This window comes from Bacillus sp. FF-1 (genome assembly GCF_028548245.1).
In the GTDB taxonomy this organism is placed as follows: Bacteria; Bacillota; Bacilli; order Bacillales; family Bacillaceae_G; genus Bacillus_A; species Bacillus_A paranthracis.
Genome location: NZ_JAQQGG010000001.1, coordinates 208,294 through 233,921, shown reverse-complemented (window position 1 = coordinate 233,921; position 25,628 = coordinate 208,294). Strand labels below are relative to the sequence as shown.

At 35.2% G+C, this 25,628-nt stretch carries 26 protein-coding genes and 1 tRNA gene; 6 read left to right on the top strand and 21 right to left on the bottom strand.

Going from position 1 to position 25,628, the window contains the following annotated elements; genetic code table 11:
• Positions 1-71 precede the first annotated feature (71 nt).
• The 9 genes from PQF83_RS01245 to inhA1 all read right to left on the bottom strand — a co-directional run bounded on the left by PQF83_RS01245 (position 72) and on the right by inhA1 (position 11,489).
• Entirely contained in the window at positions 72-488 is a 417-nt protein-coding gene (locus PQF83_RS01245) for a hypothetical protein (RefSeq protein WP_000490297.1), read from the bottom strand.
• Between the two features lie 101 nt (positions 489-589).
• Positions 590-2,782, bottom strand: a complete 2,193-nt coding sequence (locus PQF83_RS01240) for an MMPL family transporter (protein WP_000856431.1) — start codon at positions 2,780-2,782, stop codon at positions 590-592.
• A 110-nt stretch (positions 2,783-2,892) separates the two neighbouring features.
• Complete coding sequence (locus PQF83_RS01235; RefSeq protein WP_001996991.1) at positions 2,893-3,510, bottom strand: phosphatase PAP2 family protein; 618 nt, start codon at positions 3,508-3,510, stop codon at positions 2,893-2,895.
• A gap of 86 nt (positions 3,511-3,596) precedes the next feature.
• Positions 3,597-4,646 carry a spermidine/putrescine ABC transporter substrate-binding protein PotD gene (gene potD, locus PQF83_RS01230; RefSeq protein ID WP_000772498.1) on the bottom strand — a complete coding sequence of 350 codons (1,050 nt, stop codon included), beginning with the start codon at positions 4,644-4,646 and terminating at the stop codon, positions 3,597-3,599.
• A gap of 39 nt (positions 4,647-4,685) precedes the next feature.
• Positions 4,686-5,486: a spermidine/putrescine ABC transporter permease PotC gene (potC, locus tag PQF83_RS01225; protein ID WP_000714204.1), complete on the bottom strand. Its 801-nt coding sequence runs from the start codon at positions 5,484-5,486 to the stop codon at positions 4,686-4,688.
• Between the two features lie 6 nt (positions 5,487-5,492).
• Positions 5,493-6,341, bottom strand: a complete 849-nt coding sequence (potB, locus tag PQF83_RS01220; protein ID WP_000715494.1) for a spermidine/putrescine ABC transporter permease PotB — start codon at positions 6,339-6,341, stop codon at positions 5,493-5,495.
• Positions 6,338-7,321: a spermidine/putrescine ABC transporter ATP-binding protein PotA gene (potA, locus tag PQF83_RS01215; RefSeq protein ID WP_000720320.1), complete on the bottom strand. Its 984-nt coding sequence runs from the start codon at positions 7,319-7,321 to the stop codon at positions 6,338-6,340. Before potA ends, potB begins: the two co-directional genes overlap by 4 nt.
• A 238-nt stretch (positions 7,322-7,559) precedes the next feature.
• Entirely contained in the window at positions 7,560-8,927 is a 1,368-nt protein-coding gene (locus PQF83_RS01210; RefSeq protein ID WP_000116809.1) for an aldehyde dehydrogenase, read from the bottom strand.
• 171 nt (positions 8,928-9,098) lie between these two features.
• Positions 9,099-11,489, bottom strand: a complete 2,391-nt coding sequence (gene inhA1, locus PQF83_RS01205) for a M6 family metalloprotease immune inhibitor InhA1 (RefSeq protein ID WP_001035919.1) — start codon at positions 11,487-11,489, stop codon at positions 9,099-9,101.
• Positions 11,490-11,830: 341 nt separating this feature from the next.
• On the opposite strand from inhA1, the gene PQF83_RS01200 reads away from it, so the two are divergent.
• Together PQF83_RS01200 and PQF83_RS01195 are read left to right on the top strand one after the other, a co-directional pair.
• Positions 11,831-11,965, top strand: coding sequence for an anti-repressor SinI family protein (locus PQF83_RS01200; RefSeq protein WP_000276217.1), 135 nt, complete (start codon positions 11,831-11,833; stop codon positions 11,963-11,965).
• 79 nt (positions 11,966-12,044) lie between these two features.
• A complete protein-coding gene (locus PQF83_RS01195; RefSeq protein ID WP_000578880.1) occupies positions 12,045-12,368 on the top strand; it encodes a helix-turn-helix domain-containing protein in 324 nt (107 codons plus the stop codon).
• Positions 12,369-12,443: 75 nt separating this feature from the next.
• Here PQF83_RS01195 and calY read toward each other — a convergent pair whose 3' ends face one another.
• The 6 genes from calY to PQF83_RS01165 form a co-directional block, all read right to left on the bottom strand.
• Complete coding sequence (calY, locus tag PQF83_RS01190; RefSeq protein WP_000053740.1) at positions 12,444-13,037, bottom strand: biofilm matrix protein CalY; 594 nt, start codon at positions 13,035-13,037, stop codon at positions 12,444-12,446.
• A 423-nt stretch (positions 13,038-13,460) separates the two neighbouring features.
• On the bottom strand, positions 13,461-14,267 hold the full coding sequence (locus tag PQF83_RS01185; RefSeq protein WP_000917715.1) for a DUF4047 domain-containing protein: 807 nt from the start codon (positions 14,265-14,267) through the stop codon (positions 13,461-13,463).
• Positions 14,268-14,427: 160 nt separating this feature from the next.
• Positions 14,428-15,015, bottom strand: coding sequence for a CalY family protein (locus PQF83_RS01180; protein WP_000172834.1), 588 nt, complete (start codon positions 15,013-15,015; stop codon positions 14,428-14,430).
• Positions 15,016-15,077: 62 nt separating this feature from the next.
• Positions 15,078-15,647, bottom strand: coding sequence for a signal peptidase I SipW (gene sipW, locus PQF83_RS01175; RefSeq protein ID WP_000767809.1), 570 nt, complete (start codon positions 15,645-15,647; stop codon positions 15,078-15,080).
• Positions 15,648-15,832: 185 nt separating this feature from the next.
• Positions 15,833-17,119: a D-alanyl-D-alanine carboxypeptidase family protein gene (locus tag PQF83_RS01170; protein ID WP_000247652.1), complete on the bottom strand. Its 1,287-nt coding sequence runs from the start codon at positions 17,117-17,119 to the stop codon at positions 15,833-15,835.
• Positions 17,120-17,274: 155 nt separating this feature from the next.
• Positions 17,275-17,502 carry a hypothetical protein gene (locus PQF83_RS01165; RefSeq protein WP_000251858.1) on the bottom strand — a complete coding sequence of 76 codons (228 nt, stop codon included), beginning with the start codon at positions 17,500-17,502 and terminating at the stop codon, positions 17,275-17,277.
• 365 nt (positions 17,503-17,867) lie between these two features.
• On the opposite strand from PQF83_RS01165, the gene PQF83_RS01160 reads away from it, so the two are divergent.
• The 3 genes from PQF83_RS01160 (at position 17,868) to PQF83_RS01150 (ending at position 19,394) form a co-directional block, all read left to right on the top strand.
• Complete coding sequence (locus PQF83_RS01160) at positions 17,868-18,623, top strand: class I SAM-dependent methyltransferase (protein WP_000858642.1); 756 nt, start codon at positions 17,868-17,870, stop codon at positions 18,621-18,623.
• 284 nt (positions 18,624-18,907) lie between these two features.
• Positions 18,908-19,132, top strand: a complete 225-nt coding sequence (locus tag PQF83_RS01155) for a hypothetical protein (RefSeq protein WP_000929655.1) — start codon at positions 18,908-18,910, stop codon at positions 19,130-19,132.
• 189 nt (positions 19,133-19,321) lie between these two features.
• Positions 19,322-19,394, top strand: a tRNA-Val gene (locus tag PQF83_RS01150).
• Positions 19,395-19,606: 212 nt separating this feature from the next.
• On the opposite strand, the gene PQF83_RS01145 is transcribed toward PQF83_RS01150, so the two are convergent.
• From PQF83_RS01145 to PQF83_RS01120, 6 genes are all read right to left on the bottom strand, one after another.
• Positions 19,607-20,152, bottom strand: coding sequence for a hypothetical protein (locus PQF83_RS01145; protein ID WP_001267324.1), 546 nt, complete (start codon positions 20,150-20,152; stop codon positions 19,607-19,609).
• 81 nt (positions 20,153-20,233) lie between these two features.
• The gene (locus PQF83_RS01140) at positions 20,234-20,503 is read right to left on the bottom strand and encodes a hypothetical protein (protein WP_001195382.1); all 270 of its coding nucleotides are present in this window, start codon (positions 20,501-20,503) and stop codon (positions 20,234-20,236) included.
• A gap of 18 nt (positions 20,504-20,521) precedes the next feature.
• Positions 20,522-20,881, bottom strand: a complete 360-nt coding sequence (locus PQF83_RS01135) for a hypothetical protein (protein ID WP_001036572.1) — start codon at positions 20,879-20,881, stop codon at positions 20,522-20,524.
• A 134-nt stretch (positions 20,882-21,015) separates the two neighbouring features.
• Positions 21,016-21,198, bottom strand: a complete 183-nt coding sequence (locus PQF83_RS01130; RefSeq protein ID WP_001178301.1) for a DUF3976 domain-containing protein — start codon at positions 21,196-21,198, stop codon at positions 21,016-21,018.
• Positions 21,199-21,226: 28 nt separating this feature from the next.
• Positions 21,227-21,604, bottom strand: a complete 378-nt coding sequence (locus PQF83_RS01125) for a hypothetical protein (RefSeq protein WP_001109907.1) — start codon at positions 21,602-21,604, stop codon at positions 21,227-21,229.
• A 2-nt stretch (positions 21,605-21,606) separates the two neighbouring features.
• Complete coding sequence (locus PQF83_RS01120; protein ID WP_000428510.1) at positions 21,607-21,816, bottom strand: helix-turn-helix transcriptional regulator; 210 nt, start codon at positions 21,814-21,816, stop codon at positions 21,607-21,609.
• A gap of 825 nt (positions 21,817-22,641) precedes the next feature.
• On the opposite strand from PQF83_RS01120, the gene odhA reads away from it, so the two are divergent.
• A complete protein-coding gene (gene odhA, locus PQF83_RS01115) occupies positions 22,642-25,509 on the top strand; it encodes a 2-oxoglutarate dehydrogenase E1 component (RefSeq protein WP_000197153.1) in 2,868 nt (955 codons plus the stop codon).
• Positions 25,510-25,628: the final 119 nt, after the last annotated feature.

The following is a 25,628-nucleotide window of genomic DNA, read 5'->3' as shown; positions in this document are numbered from 1 at the left end:
TCTCATTGTAACGGAAAATACACTTTGATGCACCGTCAAAAATAGAGGACAGTCTTATAATAGACTGCCCCTCATGCTCTACGCCTTCTCATTTCCTGCAACACTTCTTCCGCTTTTTGTTCATATGATAAATCTTTAAAGAAATCCGCCAACCTCTTATAATCGTTATACGTATCTAATAAGTCATCCATCTTTTCTACTTTCATCACTTGTTGTTTTTGCTTCATTTTTACCGGATAACGATAGCCCGATACTTCTTGTATTTTGTAATACTCATCCTCTACTTGAATGACCTTTACAAGTTCCTCTTCTTCCGCATCCATCGTATACCCATCAAAATCTCTAAGCAATTCATAAATAATATGAGTCCATTCATCTTTTGGATAAAATCCTTTTTCTAACCGATAACCGACAATGCGATACATATGCCCATCGTTTTCTGCAAACTGTACTGTATCATTTAGCTTAAATTTAAAATAACGAAACATTGCCTTCACCTACTTATATGTAATGTTCTTATCACATACTATTTGCAAAATGTAGGTCTTGCTATTCATAAAAAAATACTCATCTATAAGATGAGTATTTTTTACGATGATTTTTCTTTTTTCTTTCGAAATGGTAACCACCAGTTCCAGTCTCCAAACAATTTCATTAAACTTGGTACGAGCATAAGACGAATAATTGTTGCATCAAGAAATATCGCTAATGCAACGCCAAGCCCCATTTGTCGTACTGGTAAAATATCAGTAAAAGCAAACGCACCAGTTACAACAATCATAATTAAAGCGGCTGACGTAATAATTCTACTTGTTGAAACAAGTCCTTCTAACGTCGCCTGATCGTTATCCCCTGTTTCTTCATACAGTTCATGGATACGCGAAATAAGAAAGACTTCATAATCCATGCTAAGCCCAAAGACGAGGCCGAAAATGAAAATTGGTAAAACAAATAGAACTGGACTTGCTTCTAAACCAAAATGACCACCTTCGAATAACCAAACAACAATTCCAATTGTTGCGCTTAAACTAAGTATATTCATAATAATCGCCTTAATTGGAATGAGTATAGATCGAAATGCAAATAATAATATAACAAAAGTCGATCCAAATATAACAGACATACCAATTGCAACTTTATCTTTAATTTCATCTTCTAACTCTTGTTGGAACGTCGTCATTCCGCCTAGATAATATGTAACGTTCGTTTCTTTATAATTTTGTTTAAAATCACGCACCCACTGTTTCGCAATTTCTGTACGTGGTTTTGTATGTAAAAAGACTTCGATTGTTGTCTTATTTCCTTTCGTATACGATTCAAATACCGGAGCTATTTTAGCAGCTTCTGGCGACTGTAACATCCCCGCAACTTGCTCTGATTTCATTCCATTTAAACTGTCGTATAAACTTCTTACTTCATATACTTTCTTATCATCTTTTAACTTTTGAACGACTTCTTCTACCTTTTGTAAACTTTCTTTTTCTTTCATATCTTTTTTCGTCTCTACCACTAACGTAACATCAGCATGTGTTTTTGCAGTTTTATTAAATGCCTCTTCGTACTTCTCATATGCAATTCTTGTATCACTTTGTTTAGGTAAAGCTTCTACGTCAGGGAACTGTAAATTAGCTGTACGTAATGGTAATAAACAAATCACAATAAATGTTGTAACAACAATAATCATCGCAATTGGATGTTTCATTACAAATTGTGCAAATGTACGCCATGCCTTTGCCGGCGTATGTGCTACTTGATTCTTTTTTAATATTCGTTTACCAATTAATGATAATAACGCTGGAAGAAGTGTGAGCGAGAATACAATACTCATAATCACAACAATCATTCCACTAATTGCGACAGACTGAATATAATCGATTTTAAAGAAAAACAAACCGGATAGGCCAACGAATACACATAATCCCGAAAATACGATTGCCCGCCCTGCTGTCTGATATGTAATTGCTATTGCTTCTTTTACCGTTCGCTTTGCAACTTCCTCTCGAAAACGATTTACAAATAATAGCGCAAAATCAATAGATAACGCAAGTCCGATCATCGGTGCAACATTTAGCACAAAGATAGATAGTTCCTTATCACTACCTATAAAATATAATATGCCCATCGTACTAATAACACTAAGTGCCCCATTTACAATTGGTAAAATAGATGCCAAAAGGCTACCGAATGAAAATAGTAATACGAGAAATGCAATTGGTAACCCAATCATCTCTGCCACTTTTAAATCATTTTGCGTTCTTTCATTAATCTCTTTATTAATTTTCGGAAACCCTGTAGGTGTTACTTTTAATGCTGTATTACTTTCCTTTTCAATTTTATCAGCAAATTGTAATGTCTTTTCCATTCGTTCTTTATTGGTTTTCCCGGAAAATAAAATTGTCGCATAGCCGATATCATCTTGTAACATTTCTTTATTTTGCACTGGATGATGGAAAGATTCATATGTCTCTTTCTCTTGAACATTCTTTAAAATTTCCTCTAACTGCTTTTTAAATTCCTCATGTGAAACACCTTTATTTTTTTCAAAAACGAGTAGGAGCGTATCTTGAGACCTCTTAAAATCTTTATCTAAAATTTCTTTCGTTTTTTGATAGTCCCCTTCTGTTTGGAAACCGTCACCACCTAATACTCCCGGTAGCTTTGGAGCGAAAATACCGAGCGCTATCGCAACCAATAGTAATGCTACTATTACTGTATAACGAAACTGATACAAAAAAGCTCCTAATTTTCCCCACTTATCTACTTTATGTACATTTGTTTTCACACATTTTCACCTACTTTACATCATTCAATTGTTACTTATAATGTATCACATCTTCATGCAAACAAAAAACGTCTGGAAACACTATAATGATAGTTTTTCCAGACGTCTTTTTATCTCTCTTTATTAAGTCCCAATCTCTCGGTAAGTAAACGATGGCAATAAATCGCCATAATTAACAAAATACCACCTACACAATAACCTGCTAAAATATCAGTTGGATAATGTACATTTAAAATGACTCTACTTAATCCAATCGATACGATTACTATTCCCATGAAAAGCGTTATTACATATTTTCCGATCACACTCTTCAAATTTGCCACAATGATATAAGTAAGAAATCCAAATGTCATAATAGATAACATTGCATGCCCACTAGGGAAACTATATCCAAGCGCATCCAACGTTTCATTTAACGACGGACGATCCCTTTTCATAATTTCTTTTATCCCTTTATTCACAAGATGTGTTGTTAAAATGCCCATTGGATATACAATCATCGCAGCATAATAACGTTTTCTCCAAAAAACAAGTAAACTTATAATAAGCACAGTTACAATCCCAATGGCAGAACCTAATTTTGTATAGTGTGAGAAAAATGTAAGCGAACTTTCTGTTTGTAACCCTTTTACTACCCCTCGGACATATGTATCCATCACTGTAACGCCGCCAGCATGTACTCGCCAAGCAACAATGCCAAATACAGCAAATAATAAACCGATACACATTACCTCATATTGATGCAACTTCTTCAAACGATTTCCTCCTACTATGAAAAAATGCGATTTCTACTGTAGAAACCGCATTTTCTTACTTATTTACCTTTTGTTTTTAACTCTGTCCAGTAACGGTCGTAGTCTTTTAGCTTATCGTCTACATCAACAAGCCATTCTGTACGATCTAATTCTTCTTTCGTTAAGAAGATCATGTGGTTATCACGATATTCTTTACTATGAAGAGGGTGAGCTTTTTCATTTGGATTACTGTATCCAATTGACTCGTAGTTTTTCACACTTACTTTTTCATCTAATAAGTAGTTCATAAACTTCTCTGCAAGCTCTTTGTTTTTTGCACCTTTTGGAATTGCTAACGTATCAGCCCAAATTGTGCCGCCTTCTTTTGGTACAACGTACTCTACATCTTTATTATCTTTTGCGATAAATGCTGCATCCCCAGACCAAACTGTTCCGATCCAAGCATCTTCTGTAATGAATTTTTGTTTAATATTATCTGTATCAAATGCTAATAAGTTTGGAAGTAGCTTCTGTAAATCAGTTGCTGCTGTCTTTAACTGTGCATCGTCTTTCGTGCTGTTTGAGAATCCATGCTTCTTAAGACCCATTCCTAACACTTCACGAGAATCATTTAATAAAGTTACATGCCCTTTATATTTCTCATTCCATAAGTCAGCCCAGCTTGTAGGTGCTTCCTTCACATACTTTTTATTGTATGCAATACCTGTTACGCCCCAAGTATATACTAAAGAATATTTATTCTCTGGATCAAACGCAGGTGTTTTGAAATTAGAAACCATGTTTTCGATATTTGGGATATTCTTTTTATCTAACGGCGCTAATAAATCCATTTTCGCCATCGTTTTAACCATATAATCCGACGGCTGAATTAAATCATACTTCGCTCCACCTGCTTGTAATTTCGCAAGCATTTCTTCATTACTTGCATACTTATCATAGTTAATTTTCACGTTATATTTCTTTTCAAAATCTCTTAGCACTTGCTCATCAAAATTGTCAGCCCAGCTATAAATGTTTAACTCTTCTTTTTTTTCACCACAACCAGCAAGTACACCAGCAACAAGGCTAAAGCTAATTGCTGCGCCGGCTAATCTTTTCATTAATTTCATCGGTTTTATTACCTCCTCGTACTTTCTATATCGTTCGTATTATAAAGGAAGGTGTCCTCCAGAGTTTTCTTCACCATCTGCACCTTTGTTACGGAAGATTTCAGATAGAACCATTAATCCTACGATAGCCACAATTAAAATTGTAGAAAGTGCATTAATTTCTGGTGATACTCCGCGCTTAACCATACTGTAAATGTATAATGGCAATGTTGTTGATCCTGGTCCTGATACGAAGAAACTAATTACAAAATCATCAATTGATAATGTGAATGTTAATAATGCAGCCGAAATAACTCCAGGTGCAATCGCTGGGAACGTTACAAAACGAAACGTTTGCCACGGCGTTGCTCCTAAATCATTCGCAGCCTCTTCTAAATCACGTCCCATACCAGAAAGACGTGCTGCTAAAATAACGACAACAAATGAAATACTAAATGTAATGTGTGCAATAATAATTGTTGTTTTACCAAGTTCCATACCTAATTGACTAAATAAAATAAGTAAAGATAATCCCATTAAAATATCAGGAATTAAAATTGGTAAATACACAAGACCATTAATAGCACCTTCATAACGATATTTATAACGATGTAATGCAATTGCGAAAATCACACCAAGAACAGTCGTTACAATCGTCGTTACGACCGCAATCGTCATACTATTTACAAACGCATCAATAACATCTTGTTTTTGAAATAAATCTGTATACCAATGGAATGTGAATCCTTCCCATTCCGCATTAATGCGAGAATCATTGAAGGAATACACCATTAAAACCATCATTGGAAAATACAAGAACAATAAAATTAACCAAGAATAAGAAACTAAAAACTTCTTCATCTTTGCCTATTCCCCTCCGTTCCCATCATATTTATATACTTTCGTTGCACGATAATATAAGTAAATTAACAGAACAGAGAATAGAACAACAATCATAGATAACGCAGATCCAAACGGCCAATCACGCGCTCCTAAGAATTGATTTTGAATTACGTTTCCGATTAATGCTACTTTCGATCCACCCATAACGTCTGATACAACAAACATTCCGATAGAAGAAACAAACACTAAAATAGAACCGGTAGCAATCCCTGACATCGTCATTGGTACTGTAACATTCCAAAATGCTTTTACTGGTGTTGCTCCTAAATCATAAGCTGCTTCTAGCTTACGCTTATCAAGCTGCTCAATCGCTGCATACACTGGTAAAATCATAAATGGTAATAAAGAATATACCATCCCAAGTATTACAGAAGGTGTATTATATAATAAATTTAAAGGCTCACTAATAATACCTAGCTTCAATAGCAATGTGTTTACAAGACCTTGTGAACGTAAAATAACAATCCATGCGTAAGAACGAACAAGGAAGTTAATCCAAAACGGGATCGTTGCCAATAATAAAAGAATGGAACGATATTTACGATCAACAATTGTAATTGTATATGCAAATGGATAACCGATCAGTAAACATATTACTGTCGTGATAACCGCAATTTTCACTGTTTCCCATAACGTCCCCATATATAATGGGTCAAATACACGTGCTATGTTCTCTAATGTAAATTGCATTTCCACTGTCCCATATGCTCCGCGCTGCATGAAGGCAAATGCCAATACAAACAGAAGGGGAATTAGGAAGAATATTAACAGCCACGCGACTGTAGGTAGTGCGAGTAATTTCCCTTTTTTCAATTTAAGGTCACCTCGTCCTCTTGCTCCCAGCCTACGTATACATTATCTCCAATGCTCCACTGCGCTGCTTCTTCAGCAGTTTGATATGCCATTAGTAATTCTGATGTTTTCTCATCACGTACATAAAGCTTTTCCATATTTCCAACAAACTCAATGTCTTCAATATGTCCAAGGTGGTATTCTTTTAAAATCTGCTCTTCAACCGAACGCACTTTTACATTTTCAGGGCGAATTGCTACATAGCCTTCCCCGTTTTTCACAATATTATTTTCACCGATAAATGTCGCAACGAACAACGTTTTCGGCTTATTATAAATTTCTTTCGGCGTTCCAATTTGTTCAATATGGCCTTTATTCATAACAACGATACGATCACTCATGCTCATCGCTTCTTCTTGGTCGTGCGTTACGTATATGAACGTAATTCCTAAATTACGTTGTAAGTTTTTCAATTCACGTTGCAAGTCTTTTCTTAACTTAAAGTCTAATGCTCCAAGTGGCTCGTCTAGTAATAATACACGCGGGTTATTTACAATCGCTCTCGCAATTGCTACACGCTGCTGCTGTCCACCAGAAAGCTTTGCAGGTTTACGATTACGGAACTCAAGTAACTGCGTTAAACGCATTGCCTCTTCAGCACGCTCTTTTTGCTCTGCTGCCGGTACTTTCTGCATTTTCATACCGAAACAAATATTTTTCTCCACATTCATATGTGGGAATAACGCATAGTGTTGAAACACTAAGTTCATATGACGCTTATATGGTGGCAAATCGTTAATCTTTTCATCATCTAACAAAAGATTCCCTTTAGTTGGAGTTTCAAACCCTGCGATCATACGAAGTAACGTCGTTTTCCCGCAACCACTCGGCCCTAAAATCGTTAAAAATTCCCCTTCTTTAATATCTAAAGAAAGCGGTGGGATAATCACTTGATTTCCAAAATGTTTTTCTACTGCTTCAACTTTAATAATCTTTTTCATTTTCCCGTCCTATCTACCTCAAATTTAAATTTTTATATTCATGAATACATATTTATGTTCTATAGACTATTTTTTGTTTCGATCCAAACAAAAATGGTTATTTAGCAAGCGTTCACTTCTATTCTTTATGTAGTATGTTTGATTCATTTTCGCATGATACATAATGTCGAACAGAAAAACCCCTTCCATTGCGAAGGGGCTTTTATCATACGGCTACGCCTACTGATAAACACCATCATCATTTTAACAACTTTCGTATGAATTTTAAAGCACTTTTTGTAGAAGAGTAGCGAATTTTCATATCGAATGCCGTAGATTGGGCTAAAATGCTTTTATAATGTGAAAAAGTCCGAAAACTTTCTTCCCCATGATAACTCCCTAATCCACTACTTCCGACGCCACCAAAAGGTAAATATGGCGTTGCAAGATGATAGACGACATCATTAATACAGCCTCCGCCATATGAAATATTACTCGTCACTTTCTTTTGTACCTCTTTATCTTCAGAAAATACATATAACGCTAACGGCTTCGGATGTTGCTGGATTGTGCCAATTACATCTTCTATATTGTCATACTCTATGATTGGTAAAATCGGACCAAAAATTTCATCTTCCATAACGGAACTTTTCCATGTAACATTAGTTAACACTGTTGGTTCTATATGTAAAGTCTCTTTTTTATGGTTCCCGCCAATTACAGTTTTACCATCTTTCAAAAACGTACATAAACGTTCAAAATGACGCTCACTCACAATTCTTACATAATTATCATTGTGCAGTGGCTCTTTTCCATACTGCTCCTCAATTTCATGTCGCAACGCTTCAATTAACTGTTCTTTCACGGAAGCATGCACATACATATAATCAGGCGCTACACACGTTTGCCCTGCATTTAAAAACTTTCCCCACACAATCCTTCTTGCCGTTACATCTACTTTCGCATCTTTATGTACAATACATGGACTTTTCCCGCCAAGTTCTAACGTAAGCGGCGTCAACTGTTTTGCTGCTGCTTCCATGACAACTTTCCCAACGCCCACACTACCTGTGAAGAAAATATAATCAAATGGTTCTTTCAGCAAAGCTGTACTCTCTTCAACGCCGCCTTCTACTACCGCTACAAGCTCTTCTTGGAATAAATCCTCTAACATCCTTGTAATCACTTTGGAAACGTTTGGCGTTAACTCCGACGGTTTTAAAACGATTGTATTTCCAGCTGCTAGAGCTCCTACAAGCGGTGCAATTGCTAATTGAAACGGATAGTTCCACGGTGCAATAATAAGTGTCACACCGTACGGTTCAGGCACTACTTTCCCCTTTGATCCAAAATGAGTAAGTGCTGTTCGAACACGCTTCGGTTTACTCCACGATGAAATATGCTTCAATTGAAAAGAGATTTCTTTTAATACATATCCCACTTCCGTTGTAAATGACTCATGAACTGACTTATTTAAATCTAATTTTAACGCCTGAAATATTTCTTCTTCAAAACGCTGAATGCCTTCATAAAGCTTCTTCAAATTATTCTTTCTCACTTCTACACTTCTCGTATGGCCATTATAAAAATATTCCTTTTGTTTATTTACAATAGAAGAAACACTCATTCATTCACCTTCTCCCACTATTTTTATCCAATTCTTTCATTATTTATATAGACTTCATATATAATAAATTTCTATTCGTAAAGTTACATTATATATAATTTCTTTTTGTATATAAAATTCATTGCTCACAAAAAAACTACCGAAAGAAAATCTCTCGGTAGTTTTACTGTATTAACGATATAAACGAACAGCACCTGCAGAATTATCATCAGCTTGTCCTACTACTTCAAACTTCAGGCCAAGGTTCGGTAAAATACGTCCTGCATCTGGAATCTGTTGATTAATATATGTTTTTGAATCATCAAACTTCGGTACACCCGCTAAGCCATCATACGTAAATGTTCCACGCGTTGGAGATACAACTTTCCAAGCTGGTGTTTTGTCGAATGAGAACGCCGCATCAGCAATTTGGAATCGTGTACTACTCTTAACTGTCGGTTTACCATTTAAAGTTCCTACAATTGCTTCTGGGTGAGAATCAACTACGCCAAGGAAACCGTGTCCTGGATGTACGCCAACCCAGTTATCTGTGTAAGCTGAATCCGCATACCATACAACCATACCAGTGTTAAATACTGGACCGCGTGCAAATTTCAATGCGTTATCTGCACCAGCATAGTTTCTCCACTCTACATAATAGTTATGTTTTTTCTTCTCAGTTCCGTTAGATACAACGAAGCCGTCTAATTTTAATTGTGGTGTCCCTTCTGCATCATCAGAGAATACTACTTTACCATCTACTGTTAATGAAGCATTATCAAGCGCAAATCCATTTAATGCTAAACCACCATCAGTAATGTAATCAAATGTTAATTTTACTTTCTTACCTTTGAATTGGCTTAAATCATATGATTTATCAATCCATTTTCCATTTGTCGAATCTGCATTTCCACTATTAGCTTTCTCACCAAGTCTTTCAATTAACGTTTGTTGACCATCTTCTGTTACAGCATGTACTTCAAGGAAGTCATACTCTGCTTCGATTTCATATAATGATTTGAAATCAAATTTTGCAGTAGTTGCATTCGTTAAATCGAACAGTGGTGTTTCCATCTTCGTATGAAGATCGTCACCTTTTGTGCTGTAGTAATACTGTTTTCCAAATGCAGGATCAATTGTTTTTACATCTTTATCAGGTAAGTTAACACGAATCATACCTGGGCGGTTAGATTTCGTAACACTTTGGTCTAAATATGTCGCTAAACCGATACCTTTATTTAATTTCTCGTAATCTACTTCTACGATATTTGCCCAGTTACCACCGATTGTTTTTTGGAAAAACTCTTTATTTTGCGGTGAGAAACTCGTTGGCGTTGTTCCTGCAATTTTACCAGCCCAGCTTCCGCCACTCATAACAGACCAAGCTTCAATTGGCTCACCTTGACCGCTATATTGTGTATCGTACTCATCCGGAAGGCCTAAATCATGACCATATTCATGTGCGAATACACCAACCGCTCCATCTTCTGGTTCAATTGTGTAGTCAAATGCTGCAATCTTTCCGCCCCAATATGGAACTTTTGCTTGCGTGCCTTCAATTGGGAATGGCTTTGGACCAACAGTCCAGCGATGTGACCAGATTGCATCGTCACCTAATTTACCACCACCTGCTTCTTGTCCAACACCCGCATGAATAATCATTAAGTGATCGATTAAACCGTCCGGTTGATTTTGATTTCCATCACCATTTACATCGTATTGATCGAACTGGTCAAACTCTGATAAATCAATGCCGCTATCTACAGCTGCTTTTAATGCATCTTTTACTAAATCACGAGGTCCTTTTGGCCCTTTATTATCATGACCACCGCTCGCAGCATCCGCACCGTAATCAGCAGCTTTACCAGGAACTGTTAACCATTTTGTAACTGTTCCGTCTACTGTATAACTACCGCCAGATTGCTCTTCATAATATTGTTTAAATGTTTCAATTTTACTTCCATCATCTAATGTGAATGGCTCATTACCGAATAACATTTTTTCATAATGTTCTTTGTTAAAGTCTTCCGAATACATATAACCAGGTTCTTTATCGATATTGTTATGTTTAAAGTCAGCGTACTCTACAAGTAGAACGAGTACTTTATCTTTACGAACATCACCGTTGTACGCTTTTTGCTTTGCTGGAGATGTTGGTACTTTACCATTTAGACCACCCTTAACTGGCCCTGTCGCTGCAGGTGTTCCTGTCGCAGGTTTATCTAACTTTTCTTTCGTATCTGCTTTTGCATCTTTCACTTTCTTTAAAAAGTCCGATGCTTCTTTCGTAAGTGGGTCCCCATTTGATACTTCTTTCCCAGGATTTTCACCCTTTTTGTTCTCTACGTATTTTTCGACAGCTTTCTTTGTTTCTGTCTCTGAAGCCTTCGAATCAATTACCCCACGTTTTTTTAGAGCATCTGCTAAACGTTCTTCCGGAATTAAATGATCATCAACTGGGCTCGTAGCTGTCTTATTAACAGGCGTTTCAGCATATGCAGACTGACCACCTGCTCCGAATGAAAGACCTAATACAGCTGTCAAAGCGATCGATGATAAAACTTTGAACGGTTTCTTGTTCATCCCTTATTTCCTCCCCTAATAAATAATATGTATTACAAATTGAATTTTATTAAAAATTCAATATTTTTTCAATATTTAGTCATATTATGTAATGTTTTTAATATATTTGTAAAAATTCCATAGTTAGCATACGAATATATCACAATTCAACAATGTTTTCTGAAAATATTGAAAATATTTGTCAGAAACTTTATAATCGCCATAGAGGGAATTTAATGGGGATTTTATCTTTGTTTTATCTACAAAATATTTGATAATTCACTACATAAATACAAAATCTGATTGTATTATCACGTATTCTGTAGCAGCAGTTATGACCGATAATTAGGGAGGAATTACATTTGTACAAAGATAAGACTGACGCATTGGATCAAGAATGGATTGATTTAATACTTGAAGCTCTAGACGCTGGTATCGCTCTGCAAGATATCGAACATTTTTTCCAACGTATGAAACCATCAAGCCAGGCTCAATAGGTTTGTTCTTTTTAGCGAAGTTTATGTTATAATAATGACATCATAAGACGACGACATATTGATAGAAAGGTGCGCAAATATGATTGGAGAACGTATAAAACGCCTGCGTTTACAAAAAGGTATTTCATTAACTGAACTTGCCGAAAAAGCTGGTGTTGCTAAATCTTACATTAGTTCTATAGAACGAAATTTACAAAAAAACCCTTCCATTCAGTTTCTTGAAAAAATTGCAGCAGTTCTACAAATTCCAGTTGATACTCTACTTCATGATGAAACAACAAAGGAAAATCACTTAGACTCCGAATGGACACAACTCGTTAAAGATGCAATGAACTCCGGCGTCTCCAAAGAACAGTTTCGTGAATTTCTTGAATTTACAAAATGGAAGCAAGATCAAAAATAATAAATAGAAAGAAGTGCTTACAATCGGCACTTCTTTTTTCTTTATAAAAAAAAGCGGGGGATACCCGCTTTTTTATTATTTTTCTTCTCCAGCTTCTTGGTTAGCATTGAACGTCCATTCTAAATTCAATGAATCACCTTGGAAGATATTTTGGTCTTTTCCATCATCTACAAATTCAAATTGTACCCATAAATAATCCTCTGTACCAGCTTCTAATCCACCCTTTTCTCCCCACTCAGGAGCAAAAATGTCTTTAGCTAAAAGATCTGGATCAGTTTTTTGTAAGTCTGCTAAAGTTGTTTCATATACAGGCTCACTTTGTTTATCCCAGTTCCAAAGGAATTTCACTTTAACGTGCTTACCAAAGTCTTCACCAGCATTATCGCCCTTTGCATCTTTCACAGTATACTTTGTCGCTAGTTTAACGTCTTTAATTGTTAATGAACCGCTATTCTTTAATAAGAACTCTTTCTTAACAGAATCCCCTGGTTTTAAATCTTTAATATCTACAAGCGTTGTAGGGTCTAATGTAAGATCTAACGTCCCAGCCGCAAATGTATTATTCGATACTTCTTTATCGCTAAAGTATGCGAATGTTCCTCCACCAATTAAAGATAACCCCAATGCTGCTGATGCAACTCCCATACCTAATTTCTTTTTCAGACTCACAATCAATTCCCCCTAGCTGTTTTTTTATATTTTTATTGCTATCTCTTATTTAAAATAAGAGATGTAACTAAAACTATATTAGCATTAGCTAATATTTGTTCTTTTTTAAAAACCTTATGTTCATTATAACGAACAAACCTATATAAATACAACAAATATTTATTAATATTTTCAGTTATTTTTATTTCTCAATATTATTCTGAAATTTCCAAAAAATATTGAGAAATAAAAAATGCGAATTAATATTTAAACTAATTATTCTCCTTCACTATCATACTGTCAACTAGTTTTCTCCTATCTTCTAGATTTTTACATGTATCGTTAAAATAAAGAGGATACAGCCGAATAGGTGAGTCGCAATGCTCTCTCACCTATTCGGCTGTATAACCGCTATTCGCTCTATATGTTGCTGTATTTTACTTGCTATTCTTGTTTCTTACTCTCTTCTTGATTTTTTGCTTCCTCTTGTTTCTTCTTCTCTTCTAGCTTTTTCGCTTCCTCTTGTTTCTTCTCTTCTAGTTTTTTTGCTTCTTCTTGTTTCTTCTCTTCTAGTTTTTTTGCTTCTTCTTGTTTCTTCTCTTCTAGTTTTTTCGCTTCCTCTTGTTTTTTCTCTTCTAGTTTTTTTGCTTCTTCTTGTTTCTTCTCTTCTAGTTCTTTTTGCTTCTCAGCCTCACTCACTTGTTTTGCTGTTTCATCTACTAGTAACTTCTCAAAATCTTGAATTTGTTTATCAATCACTTGTAAATTAACTTCTTTATCAATATACTCACAGTTTTCTTTTACTATATGGAAGCCAGCATTCACATACGAGAATACTTGCTTATTCGATTCAGTTGTATTTCCTTTTAACTCTTCTTGTACTTGATTATAAGGTTCTTCTATTGATTTATATACTTTTTGTAACGATTCTCTCTCAGTAGCTATCTTCTCACGCCCTTGCTTCCATATAACAAGCGCCTGTTCTAATTCCTGAGTGGATCTAACATTTAATTTTGATTTCATCCCTTCGTACTCATGCAAAATAACTTCCTTATGCTGCTTAGCTTGTTCTATTAATTGATCAACTGTTTTTGGAAAAATACTTGCTGTAGAAATAGTAGCCGCTACTTTCGTTTCATGAACGAAAGCTGCTTCTGTATAAGTCATCATTTGAGAGCCTAAATAAAAAGTAATAGAACACAAACATGGCAATATAAGCATCTTTTTGAATTTACGCGGTTGCTTCAGCATTTTAATCTCTCCTATCGAACAACTTGTTCTTTATCAAGAACTATATCTTTATTATAATAAAGTGAATTACAAAATGATATAAAAATTATGTTTCTTTTTATATTTCACTTTTAGCAAAAAAGAGACTATCATTTTTGATAGTCTCTTTTTCTTGTCCTTATTATTTTCCTTCAGCTTCACCTTGTTGTGCATCAAACGTCCAAGTTAATTGTAGCTTATCCCCCTGGAATTCATTTTGATCTTTTTTATTATCAACGAACTCAAATTTCACTTTGAATTTATCAGACTTACCTGCAGAAATACCTTTTTCATCCCAGAACCAAGCAGCTAAATCGTTATTTACCGCAGTAAGTGTGTCACCCTTCAATTTATCTAGCGTTGTTTCCTTTACGATTGTTTCATGCTTGTCTACATTTTTTAAGAATGTTACTTTAATATGTTTACCAAAATCATCTTTATTATCTTTCTTCACATCTTCTACATTGTAATCTGTTTTTAGTAGTACTTTTTTAATATCTAATGTCCCTTTATTTTCTAATTTGAATTCTTTTTCGACTGTATCACCAGGCTTTAAATTCGATACATTAACAACTGTTGATGGATTTAATGCTAAATCAAGCGTACCAGCCGCAAATGTATTGTTTGACACTTCTTTATCACTGAAAAACGCAAACGTTCCTCCGCCAACTAACGCTGCTCCTAATACTGCTGATGCGATACCCATTCCTAATTTTTTCTTTAAAGTCATGTCCATATCCCCTTGATTTATATATTTGTCAACTTCCTAAACGGAAAGTATAACCAAATGAACTAGACAGATTGTTCTACTTTTTTCTCTTTCTTTTCTCCGTCTATGCTACGAATAGCACCAAAAATAGTAATAGCGGAATATCCTAATAAAAAGACTCCTGGAATAATAAGAAGTAAAGCAGCTCCCGCTTTTGAATTTGCATAATTTAATGCATACCCTGCATAAGGAACTGTAATATCCGCGTATTTTCCAATGACATTCTCCGCAAGTACTGGTTCTAAATCAGCGCCGTTGTTGTTATCCCCTTTTGTTTCATACATTACTTTTCCATTTATATCTTTCACACCGATAATACGGTGAGTGATAATTTTTTCATCTTTCTCTTTAAAGGTAATAACATCACCTTTTTGATATTTAGAACCATCTTTCGTCGGCTCTATCGCAATGATTGATCCTGTTAAAAATGTTGGCTCCATCGATCCTGAAAGAACACTCTTAAATTGATATCCCATTACCGTTGGATCACCACCACTCGCTTTTGAAGAAATAACTACAAAAGCTAAGCAAACCATCAACGCAAATAAAACAAATGAGATAACGTTGCTAATCACCTTCCAAATTAATTTCATCGTTTCTCTTCCTCTCCGTTGTTTTATATTATTTGAAGTATGCAATATTCATTTTTGTTCTTTAACAAGAACACAACTAAATAATATAACGAACAAACTAAAAATGCAATAAGAAGATTTACAATTATTAGTTATTTTAAAAATAAAAAAGGCAGTTCATGCTGAACTGCCTTTTAATTAGTAATTTATTTTTCTTCTGATTTCATTCCTGTTGTATTTCGGCGTAGCACTACAAATAAAATAGCTCCAAATAGTACAGCAGCTCCTATCCCAATGCTTATTATTTTCACATTTGATTCTTTTACTTCAGGCGTAGCCGTATCTTTTTTAGGCATCGCAAAAGTAACATCTTCTTTTGAAAGAACATTTACCGTCGCAATTGTTTGATTATTTTTCGTAATATCAACTGCCCCAACTACCTCACCGCGATGGATTCCTTTATGATACAAAGAATCTTTATCTAATGTAGCCGCCCGGAACGTCGTCTTCACATTTTTCCCTTCATCTTTCTTAAGCATTAGTTCTGCACTTTTTTCAAGCTCACTATCAATATCTTTATTTAAATACGTTGTCTTTTGATGCCAACTATGTTTATCCAGTACAGTTTGCTTCACAAATTGACCGAAAGAATAGTCCGCCATCTGCTTTAAATCTTCATAAATTTCAGGTCTTTGAGAAGCCATTACTACATTTATAATACGATTTCCATCCTTCTCATTTAATAAAACGAGTGTATTGCGCGCTTCATTTGTAAAACCTGTCTTACCACCAATACTATATGGATTTTCAAAATAAGTAGATTTATTAAAAATAGACACCGTCTGCCTAGATGTCGTAACTGTCGTTCTTTTCGTATTCATCGCTTGTAAAATTTCAGGATACTTTTGCACACCTCTCGTAATCATAGCCATATCATATGGCGTAGTATAATGATTCGGATCATGCAATCCGTTTGGTGTTACAAAATGACTGTCGGTAGCGCCTAATTGCTTCGCTCTCTCATTCATCATATTAGCGAAATTCTCAACACTTCCGCCAATACGCTCCGCAATCGCATACGACACATCATTTGCACTCAGCACCATTAAAATCATAAGTGCAGTATTTCTATTAATCGTCTCACCAGGTTGAAACTCAATTTGATAATTACTCTTCTCTTGATCTAATGCTAATTGTGAAAATGTAAATTGATCCTCTGGCTTCGTATGTTCCATAAGTAAAATCGCCGTTAACACTTTCGTCATACTAGCCGGAAATGCACGGTGATGTGCGTTTTTATCATACAAAATATCTCCGGTTTTCGCATCAATTGTAGTTGCAAACTGACTAAAAACATTTGGTCCTTCCTTAGGTGGTGGCGCCACTTGTTCTGGATTCACTCCAATATTCGTCTCAGCACGTAACGTCATAGGTGTCAAAAAAAATAAACAAATAACGGTAACAAAAGCCAAAATTTTCTTTAAATTTACCATATGACTCTCCCTTTTCACTATACTCTCACAGTTTAAAAATTGAATCTACCAATCTATATGTAATTTGTATTAAATTGGAAGAATATTCACTGTTTTTTACTATATCATACTTTTACGATGAAGAACATAAATATACAATAAAAAATAAGAAAGAATTATTCTTTCTTATCCTTCTCATCAATCAATGAATCTATTAAATTTTGACTAGCTTCCTCAGGTGTAATCTCATCGGTCATCCCCATAAACGACCAACCTTTAGAATCGACCCACTCAACAAACTCTTGCAAAAACTCATCATGTGTAACATCCACATCAAGAATTGAGCCATTAATTGAAATCGTTCTATTTTTAGATACGCGCATCTTGAACGTTTTCCTTACCATTACGATAATTCTCCCTTTACTTTTGAATATTTATAAAATAATCTTGTATCTCTGTTATACATGATTTTAAGTAAATTGTAAAAAGGATATATTGGCCAATTTAGATATTGAAAATGGAAATCGCTTATCCTACATACCTCTCGTTCCATATACAAATGGTCATATTATTCAACAATTAAACCATTTAGATGAATAAAAAATCATGGTCTTTTGGAAGATATCACGCAAAATAGTATAATTTGAATAAGAGCACTAAGGTAGCTCCATTTAGATGAACTTTTACGTTGTAGACTTAGAGATTGATGCGGAAATTACTATTTGGTTCCTATTTCTATACATAATATTGCTGGAAAGAAGGTAGTAAGGTGAAAACAACAGAAAATTTTACTGACAAGGCCGATATATATGCGAAATATCGACCTAGTTATCCCAATGAATATATTGAGTATTTGCTTTCAGCTAACGAATTAAATGAGAATCAAATTGTGGCCGATATTGGTTCAGGTACAGGGATATTTAGCTGCCAGCTGCTTGAAAGTGGTTTACATGTTATTGGCGTTGAGCCAAATGACGACATGAGAAAAATGGCAGAGCACTCGTTAAAACGATATCCTCATTTTCAATCAATAAAAGCAACTGCCGAAAATACCACTTTAAAAGAAAATAGTGTGGATTTAGTAACTGTTGCTCAAGCATTTCATTGGTTTGATAAAGAAGCTTTCAAAATCGAATGCCAACGAATTTTGAAACAAAAAGCAAACGTTGCTCTTGTTTGGAATAGTAGAGATGTAACTAGTCCACTTATTAAAGAGAACGCAGAAATTTGCCAGAAAACCTGTCCAACCTTTAAAGGCTTTAGCGGTGGAATAGATGAAACTCCAGAAATGTTTAACAGCTTTTTTAAAGATGGAAAATACGAGTTTAAAGAATATCAAAATGATTTACTTTTTGATTATGAAGGCTTTTTAGGAAGGAATTTATCAGCGTCCTATGCTCCGAAAGAAAATGACGAAGAGTATAAAAGCTTTGTTCTTCTCCTATCAGAGTTATTCGATAAATACAGTAAGAATGGAAAAATTATTCTTCCAAACTTAACGCGAAGTTATTTGGGCAATGTGTAAACAGCTGGACATATAATTAACCCTCACCAATCGGACACGATCATTGAATAAACCTTAGCTTTATTGGTATATGTTGAATACAATGCGGTACACTATATTGAAAATTAAGCAAGCATACTCCCGGTCTGGATTTAGGACGAGGGTATGCTTGTTTCGTGTGATAAAATTTAATAGCTTTATTATCTTTTTATAAAAAACTCACATTTTATCACACGAAATACACTTGAATTTATTACAATGAAATGGAATATATTAGAAAATATCTAAAACCGAGGAGGAACTTCATGGCGCACTGTACGTATTGTAAAACGAAATGGAAAGTAAAAGATGTATGGTCGATACTCGTAACATTTGAAAAAGATTGTCCGTATTGTTTCGGAAGGCAATATTTATCAAAGAAGACCGTAAATGCTATGCCAGAACTTTTAAGCTTACCTTTACACTTCTTATTCCCTTTTCTTGTTCATTTGAGTGATGAAGGTCCTTTGGATTGGTATCGAAAAAAATAATATAACCGCTCTATTTTAACCCACTTTTCATTACATTCCCTACCTATATATTCCTTAATACACTACTAAATTGACTCCAAATTCTTCCTGTTCAAAAGATTACTATAAAAATATTGTAAAATTTCAGTTAATTATATATAATTGCTTTAACATAATGAGTAAAGATGCTATTACATAAGTATTTTTGAAGATCCCGTAGCTCAGCAGGGAGAGCGCCACCTTGACAGGGTGGAGGTCGTGAGTTCGAGCCTCTCCGGGGTCATAAAAAAAGAGAAACCATATCAACTTTCTACGTGATATGGCTTCTCTTTTTTATCTAAATCAATCACTTCCCACCAAACCTCTTCTCCAAAGACTTCGCATTGGCAAACAATACTTCTTTCAAGTTATCATCTGCAACGATTTTCTAGTCACCACCTCTATCTTTGCTAAAAGCACTAGCAAAGATCATTGGCATAAAACTTCTCCCATCTATCAATCCGTATCAGTAGCACAAACTAACCACATTTTCTGCTCCCTACTATCCAACACCATCCAAGTAACATCCCACGCAACATCATAAAACCAATCTGTCCAAGGGTGATAGCTTTCAAAAACTTTAATATCTTCGTATCGATCTTGGAACATATATTGGCATACATTGACTGCTAATTGCTTTGCGATAACTGGTCGTTCCTTAAATGTTTCATATGCTCCGCCCCACAAAATTTGCGCGGCAATGCTACCATCAAGCATGACTGCCAGATGTTCTTCAAAATGAAACTTATATTTTTCTGACGTATGTATTTTTAACTCTTCTAAGTTATGCATTATATCTAAAGAGTTGAAGATTCTTCTAAAGAAGTGTTCGTATCCCTCTTTCGAATGTGGTATTTCTTTGAAAAAATTTTCGTTATGTACTTTAAAACAGCTTATAACCGCTCCGCCATTTACGTTTTGTTCCTTGAATGTATGTATGAGTTTCTCAATAGATGAGTCATTCGTTTCAATTTCCTCAAACGTTCCCTCTTTCCATCTCATAACGCTCACTACTCTCTATTAAAAATTTGTTTCTTCATTATAAATAGCAAAATAAAACCCAGCAACTTTAAAATTGCTAGGTTATCTCTTATTTATATTTGAAAAAACAATCACAATTGCCCCAAGCACATAATGCCCTACTACCATCCACATACTCCGATCAAAGATCATAAGCGACAACCAAAGTGATATATTAATAGCAGCAAATAATACATATAAAATGAAGTCTCTTTTTTGTAGCGCCCCTCTATTCATTACAATGTAAATCGCACCGATAGGAGGAAGGATAAAACAAAGGAAAAAGACAAACATTTTTCTTAACGACCATGGATATGAAGTTACTGTCTGCATAGGAATCTCCTTTTCACTTTATAATACTTTTAACATTGGCCTCACAATTCTATATTCTTCACCATCAGGCTCCTTTATGATTAAAGGTGAGTGGGGACCTTTTTCTTCTTCTATCATTGTGAATACTTCTGTTTTTTCCTGTACTATGTTGGATTCACTATTTTTAATAGGTTTTTCACTTGTTTCAATTTTCTTTGTTACTTCTCCTAGCCTTTGCCCGACTTCTTCTGCTTTGGCCGGTTCATTCGTAACATAATATTCTTGCCCCTCCCATACTAACATAGGTGGCACTTGTTCTCGTTTGTTACATATTATATAAGTAGTACTAGCTACAAGTAGTAGACATGTTAATAAAAAGAAGATAGTTTTTTTATTCATATACTATTCTCCCTATCCATCATTTTATTAAATTATATAATATCCATTATATGTGGTAAATGGATTTAATGGGAATTTTCGGATTTTAAACTAAAAAGAAAAACCTTACTCAAGTAAGGTTACACTTTTACATTCTATAGTGACCGATTTATTAAAACGATCATTACGATAATCGCTATAAACATAACAACTAAACAGCCGATCATTTTATAAAAGCCTCTTTTTGTTAACGTCCCGCCTTGCACGTCTTTCCGAATAAATAAGAATACGGCTAAAAATAATACAAGCCCAATGCCAAAAGCATACATCATTTGCATATGTTAATCTTCCTTTCTCACTTCCATCTTAATATCTTTTCGATAAAACAACAAACGAGATAAAAACTGTACTCATTGTAAGTGCCATAAGTATATTCAATAGTTCAGTAGCAGATAGTGTAAGTATTTTTAAGTTTAAGCCGAAAGAGAAAAGAAGATAATATGCCGTTAGCGCAAAAAAGCTGAAGAACATTCCTTTATAACGAATAAGTTTCATTCGCTCATCTTTTTCTTTAAATTGTGGGTGTAAATAACTTAAGCAAAAACACATAATCATCATACCAAGTAATGGATAAGTTGCTTCTGGCGGTGCGGAATGCGTCATTATACCTGTTAATATCATAAATCCACTCATGAATAGAAAAATAATTCCCATGATAACGAAGTACTTTTGTGAATAGTTCATCTTTATTCCTCCCCTTCTTTTCCTTCATAAATAAATACATGTTCTATCGTTGTCTGAAATGTTTTCGCGATTTCAAATGCTAACGGAAGTGACGGATCGTATTTTCCCTTTTCAATTGAAATGATGGTTTGTCTGGAAACGCCAAGTTTCTCAGCCAATTTTTCTTGAGATAGTCCAAATTTTTTTCGGTATTCGACCATTTTATTTTCCAAGGAAATTTCTCCCTCCTTCCTTATAACGAGTATATACGTAAAGGAAACTTTACGTCAAGTTTCCTTTACATCTGTTTTGTTTATTTTTCGTTCTATTTATATAGAAGAAACTTTTTAATTTCAGCACGTCTATTTTGAAACAAAATACGGAACACTGTAACTAACAGTTACTATATCTCCTCCTCTCTTTTTTTAAAATTTAATATCTCCATATTTGTTTTATCCTTTTAAAATATTTCATTTATCCCTTTATTCGGCGAAATGTGTTATTGGTTTTACGGTGTTTTTCGTCATATTTATAGAAACTAACTGTTTATAAAGCATTTTTTATGTTTAACAACTTTTTTTGTAGAAATCCTTCACTTTCCTTTCAATATTTAACACTATCTAAATAAAGTTTACGATAAATTCATAATTTTTTATTTTTTATACTATATTCCGTTATATTGTTGTATAATATCAATGAAAGCGCTTATTATTTCAATATACATAATTCGAACTCATTTTTATCAAAACATTCTAACTATTATACTTATATTTACATGCTACAATTTTAGTTATTTGTATAGGTATACCAAATATATCCACCCTATTTTTCTGTAAAATTACTTTATAACATGAAAGATTAACTTGGGTGATAAGTTATTGTGAATGTTTTTTTACAAAACAGATAAGTAATAGTGTTTGGTATTATGTAAATTATTGTAATAACATAAGAGTAAAGAAAAACATTTACATTGATTATTGGTTCATCAATTATTGAAAAGAGCAAAATGCACCTTTTTGTATGGAAAAAGGATTATATGCATTGGGAGGTTTAAACAAATGACGAGGAAGAATACAACGACAAACCCTTGGGCCAAGTTCCACGGTCCGAACCTTGGTTATGTTATTGAACAGTATGATCTTTACGTAACTGGAGCAGGTTCTGTTGATCCGGAATTACAAGAGCTTTTTGAAATTTTTGGAGCTCCTTCGTTTCAAGATGATGTCGTAACAGGGGACAACACAGCAACACATTTTTCTCCTCAAAACACAGGGAACATTGAAAAAATTCTTAAAGTCGTTCAGCTTGTTGAACAGATTCGTTCTTTCGGGCATACGTTGGCTCACATCAATCCGATGGAAGATGCTGCAAATGGACAATCTCTTCTTGAGAAAGCAATGAACGAACTGAGCGACGCTGATTTGAAAGCGATTCCAGCAAAAACAGTATGGCAAGATGCACCAGAAGGTATTCACACTGCACTTGATGTAATTCATAGATTAAAAGAAGTGTATACACAAACTTTAGCTTATGAATTTTCTCATATACAAGATAGTGAAGAACGCGCGTGGTTGCATCAAATGGTGGAATCAAATTCATTGCGTCAACCACTATCAAATCAAAAACGAACTGCTCTTTTAAAACGTTTAACAGCTGTTGAAGGTTTCGAGCAATTCTTGCATAAAACATTCGTTGGGCAAAAGCGTTTCTCTATCGAGGGCGTTGATATGCTTGTACCCGTTCTAGATGAAATTGTGCTAGAAGGTGCTAAAAACGGCGTAGAAGATGTCATGATTGGTATGGCTCACCGCGGTCGCCTAAGCGTACTTGCACACGTATTAGAAAAACCATATAGTCACATGTTTGCTGAGTTCAAACATGCAAAAATAGAAGGTGCAGTAGCAAACTCTGGTTGGACTGGCGACGTAAAATACCATTTAGGTAGAGAACAAGTCGTTAGTAACGAAGAAGTTAGTACTCGCGTTACATTAGCAAATAACCCAAGTCACCTTGAGTTCGTGAATCCTGTTGTAGAAGGTTTCGCACGTGCGGCTCAAGAAAATCGTAAAAAATCTGGTCTTCCAGAACAAGATACTTCAAAATCATTCGTAATTTTAGTTCACGGTGATGCTGCATTCCCTGGTCAAGGTATTGTATCTGAGACACTCAACTTAAGCAGATTGAATGCATATCAAACAGGCGGAACAATTCATGTTATCGCAAACAATGCAGTTGGTTTTACGACTGATAGCTATGATTCTCGTTCTACGAAATATTCAAGTGACCTTGCAAAAGGTTTCGATATTCCGATTGTTCACGTCAATGCTGATGATCCGGAAGCTTGTCTTGCTGCTGCTAATCTTGCGATTCAATATCGCATGTTGTTCAAAAAAGATTTCTTAATCGATTTAATTGGTTACCGCCGCTACGGTCATAACGAAATGGATGATCCAGCAGTTACACAACCACAAGTGTACAAAAAGATTAAAAATCACCCAACTGTAAGAGCAATTTATGCAGATCAATTACAAGCTGCTGGTGTTCTAAATGCAGATGAAATTGAAACAATTACACAGTTTACGCAAGAGCAATTAAAATCTGACTATGCACAAGTACCGCCAGCTGATACGAGCGATGCAACAATTCACGTTAAAGTGCCAGATGTCGTTGCAAAGGGCATTCAGTCAATTGATACTGGTGTTGAGCTTGATTCACTTCGTGCAATTAATGAAGGTCTGCTATCTTGGCCAGAAGGCTTTAACGTATATCCGAAAGTGAAGAAAATTCTTGAGCGCCGTAAAGACGCTCTTGAAGAGAACGGTAAAATTGAATGGGCACTTGCTGAATCATTAGCATTTGCTTCTATTTTACAAGAAGGTACACCAATTCGTTTAACTGGTCAAGATTCACAGCGTGGTACATTCGCGCATCGTCACATCGTATTACACGATACGGATACAAATGAAACATATTCACCATTACATCGCTTACCAAACATCAACGCTTCATTCTCTGTTCATAACAGTCCATTATCAGAAGCTGCTGTTGTTGGTTACGAGTATGGTTATAACGTATTCGCTCCAGAAACGCTTGTTATGTGGGAAGCGCAATATGGTGACTTCTCAAATACTGCGCAAGCATTATTTGATCAATATGTTTCAGCTGGAAGAGCAAAATGGGGTCAAAAATCTGGTTTAGTTCTTCTATTACCACACGGTTATGAAGGTCAAGGGCCAGAGCACTCTAGTGCGCGTCCTGAACGTTTCTTACAGTTAGCTGCTGAGAACAACTGGACAGTTGCAAACTTAACGAGCGCGGCACAATATTTCCATATCCTGCGTCGTCAAGCATCTATCTTAGGAACAGAAGCTGTTCGACCATTAGTATTGATGACGCCGAAAAGTTTATTACGTCACCCACTTACGCTTTCAACTGCTAGTCAGTTAAGCGAAGGACGTTTCCAACCTGCTTTAGAACAAGAAAACCTTGGCATGAAACCAAACAAAGTAAAACGTCTTGTTTTAAGTACAGGTAAAATGGCGATTGACTTAGCAGCAGAAATCGAGTCTGGTAAGCATGAGTACAACTTAGATGAAATTCATATCGTTCGTATTGAACAGTTGTACCCATTCCCTGCTGAGAAAGTTCAATCTATTATTAAACGCTTTAAAAACTTAGAAGAAATTATTTGGGTTCAAGAAGAGCCTCGTAATATGGGCGCATGGCATTACATGGCTCCAATTCTGTTCGAACTAGCTGGAGATAAAGTGAAAACAGGTTATATTGGACGCCCAGATCGCTCTAGCCCATCTGGCGGCGATCCATTCGCTCACAAAGCTGAGCAAGAACTAATTGTTTCACACGCTTTAGACGTGAAGTATAACTTCCGTCAAGATAAACTAGAAATTGAAGTTTTCAGCAACTAAAAAGTAACAATGAAGATTTCTAGCTTGTTCCTTGGGCAGATATTCTGCCCAAGGTCAGGCTAACAAATGGAGATTACCGAAGACAAAAGAAGAAAAAACACACCGTTAGGCAAATAAGG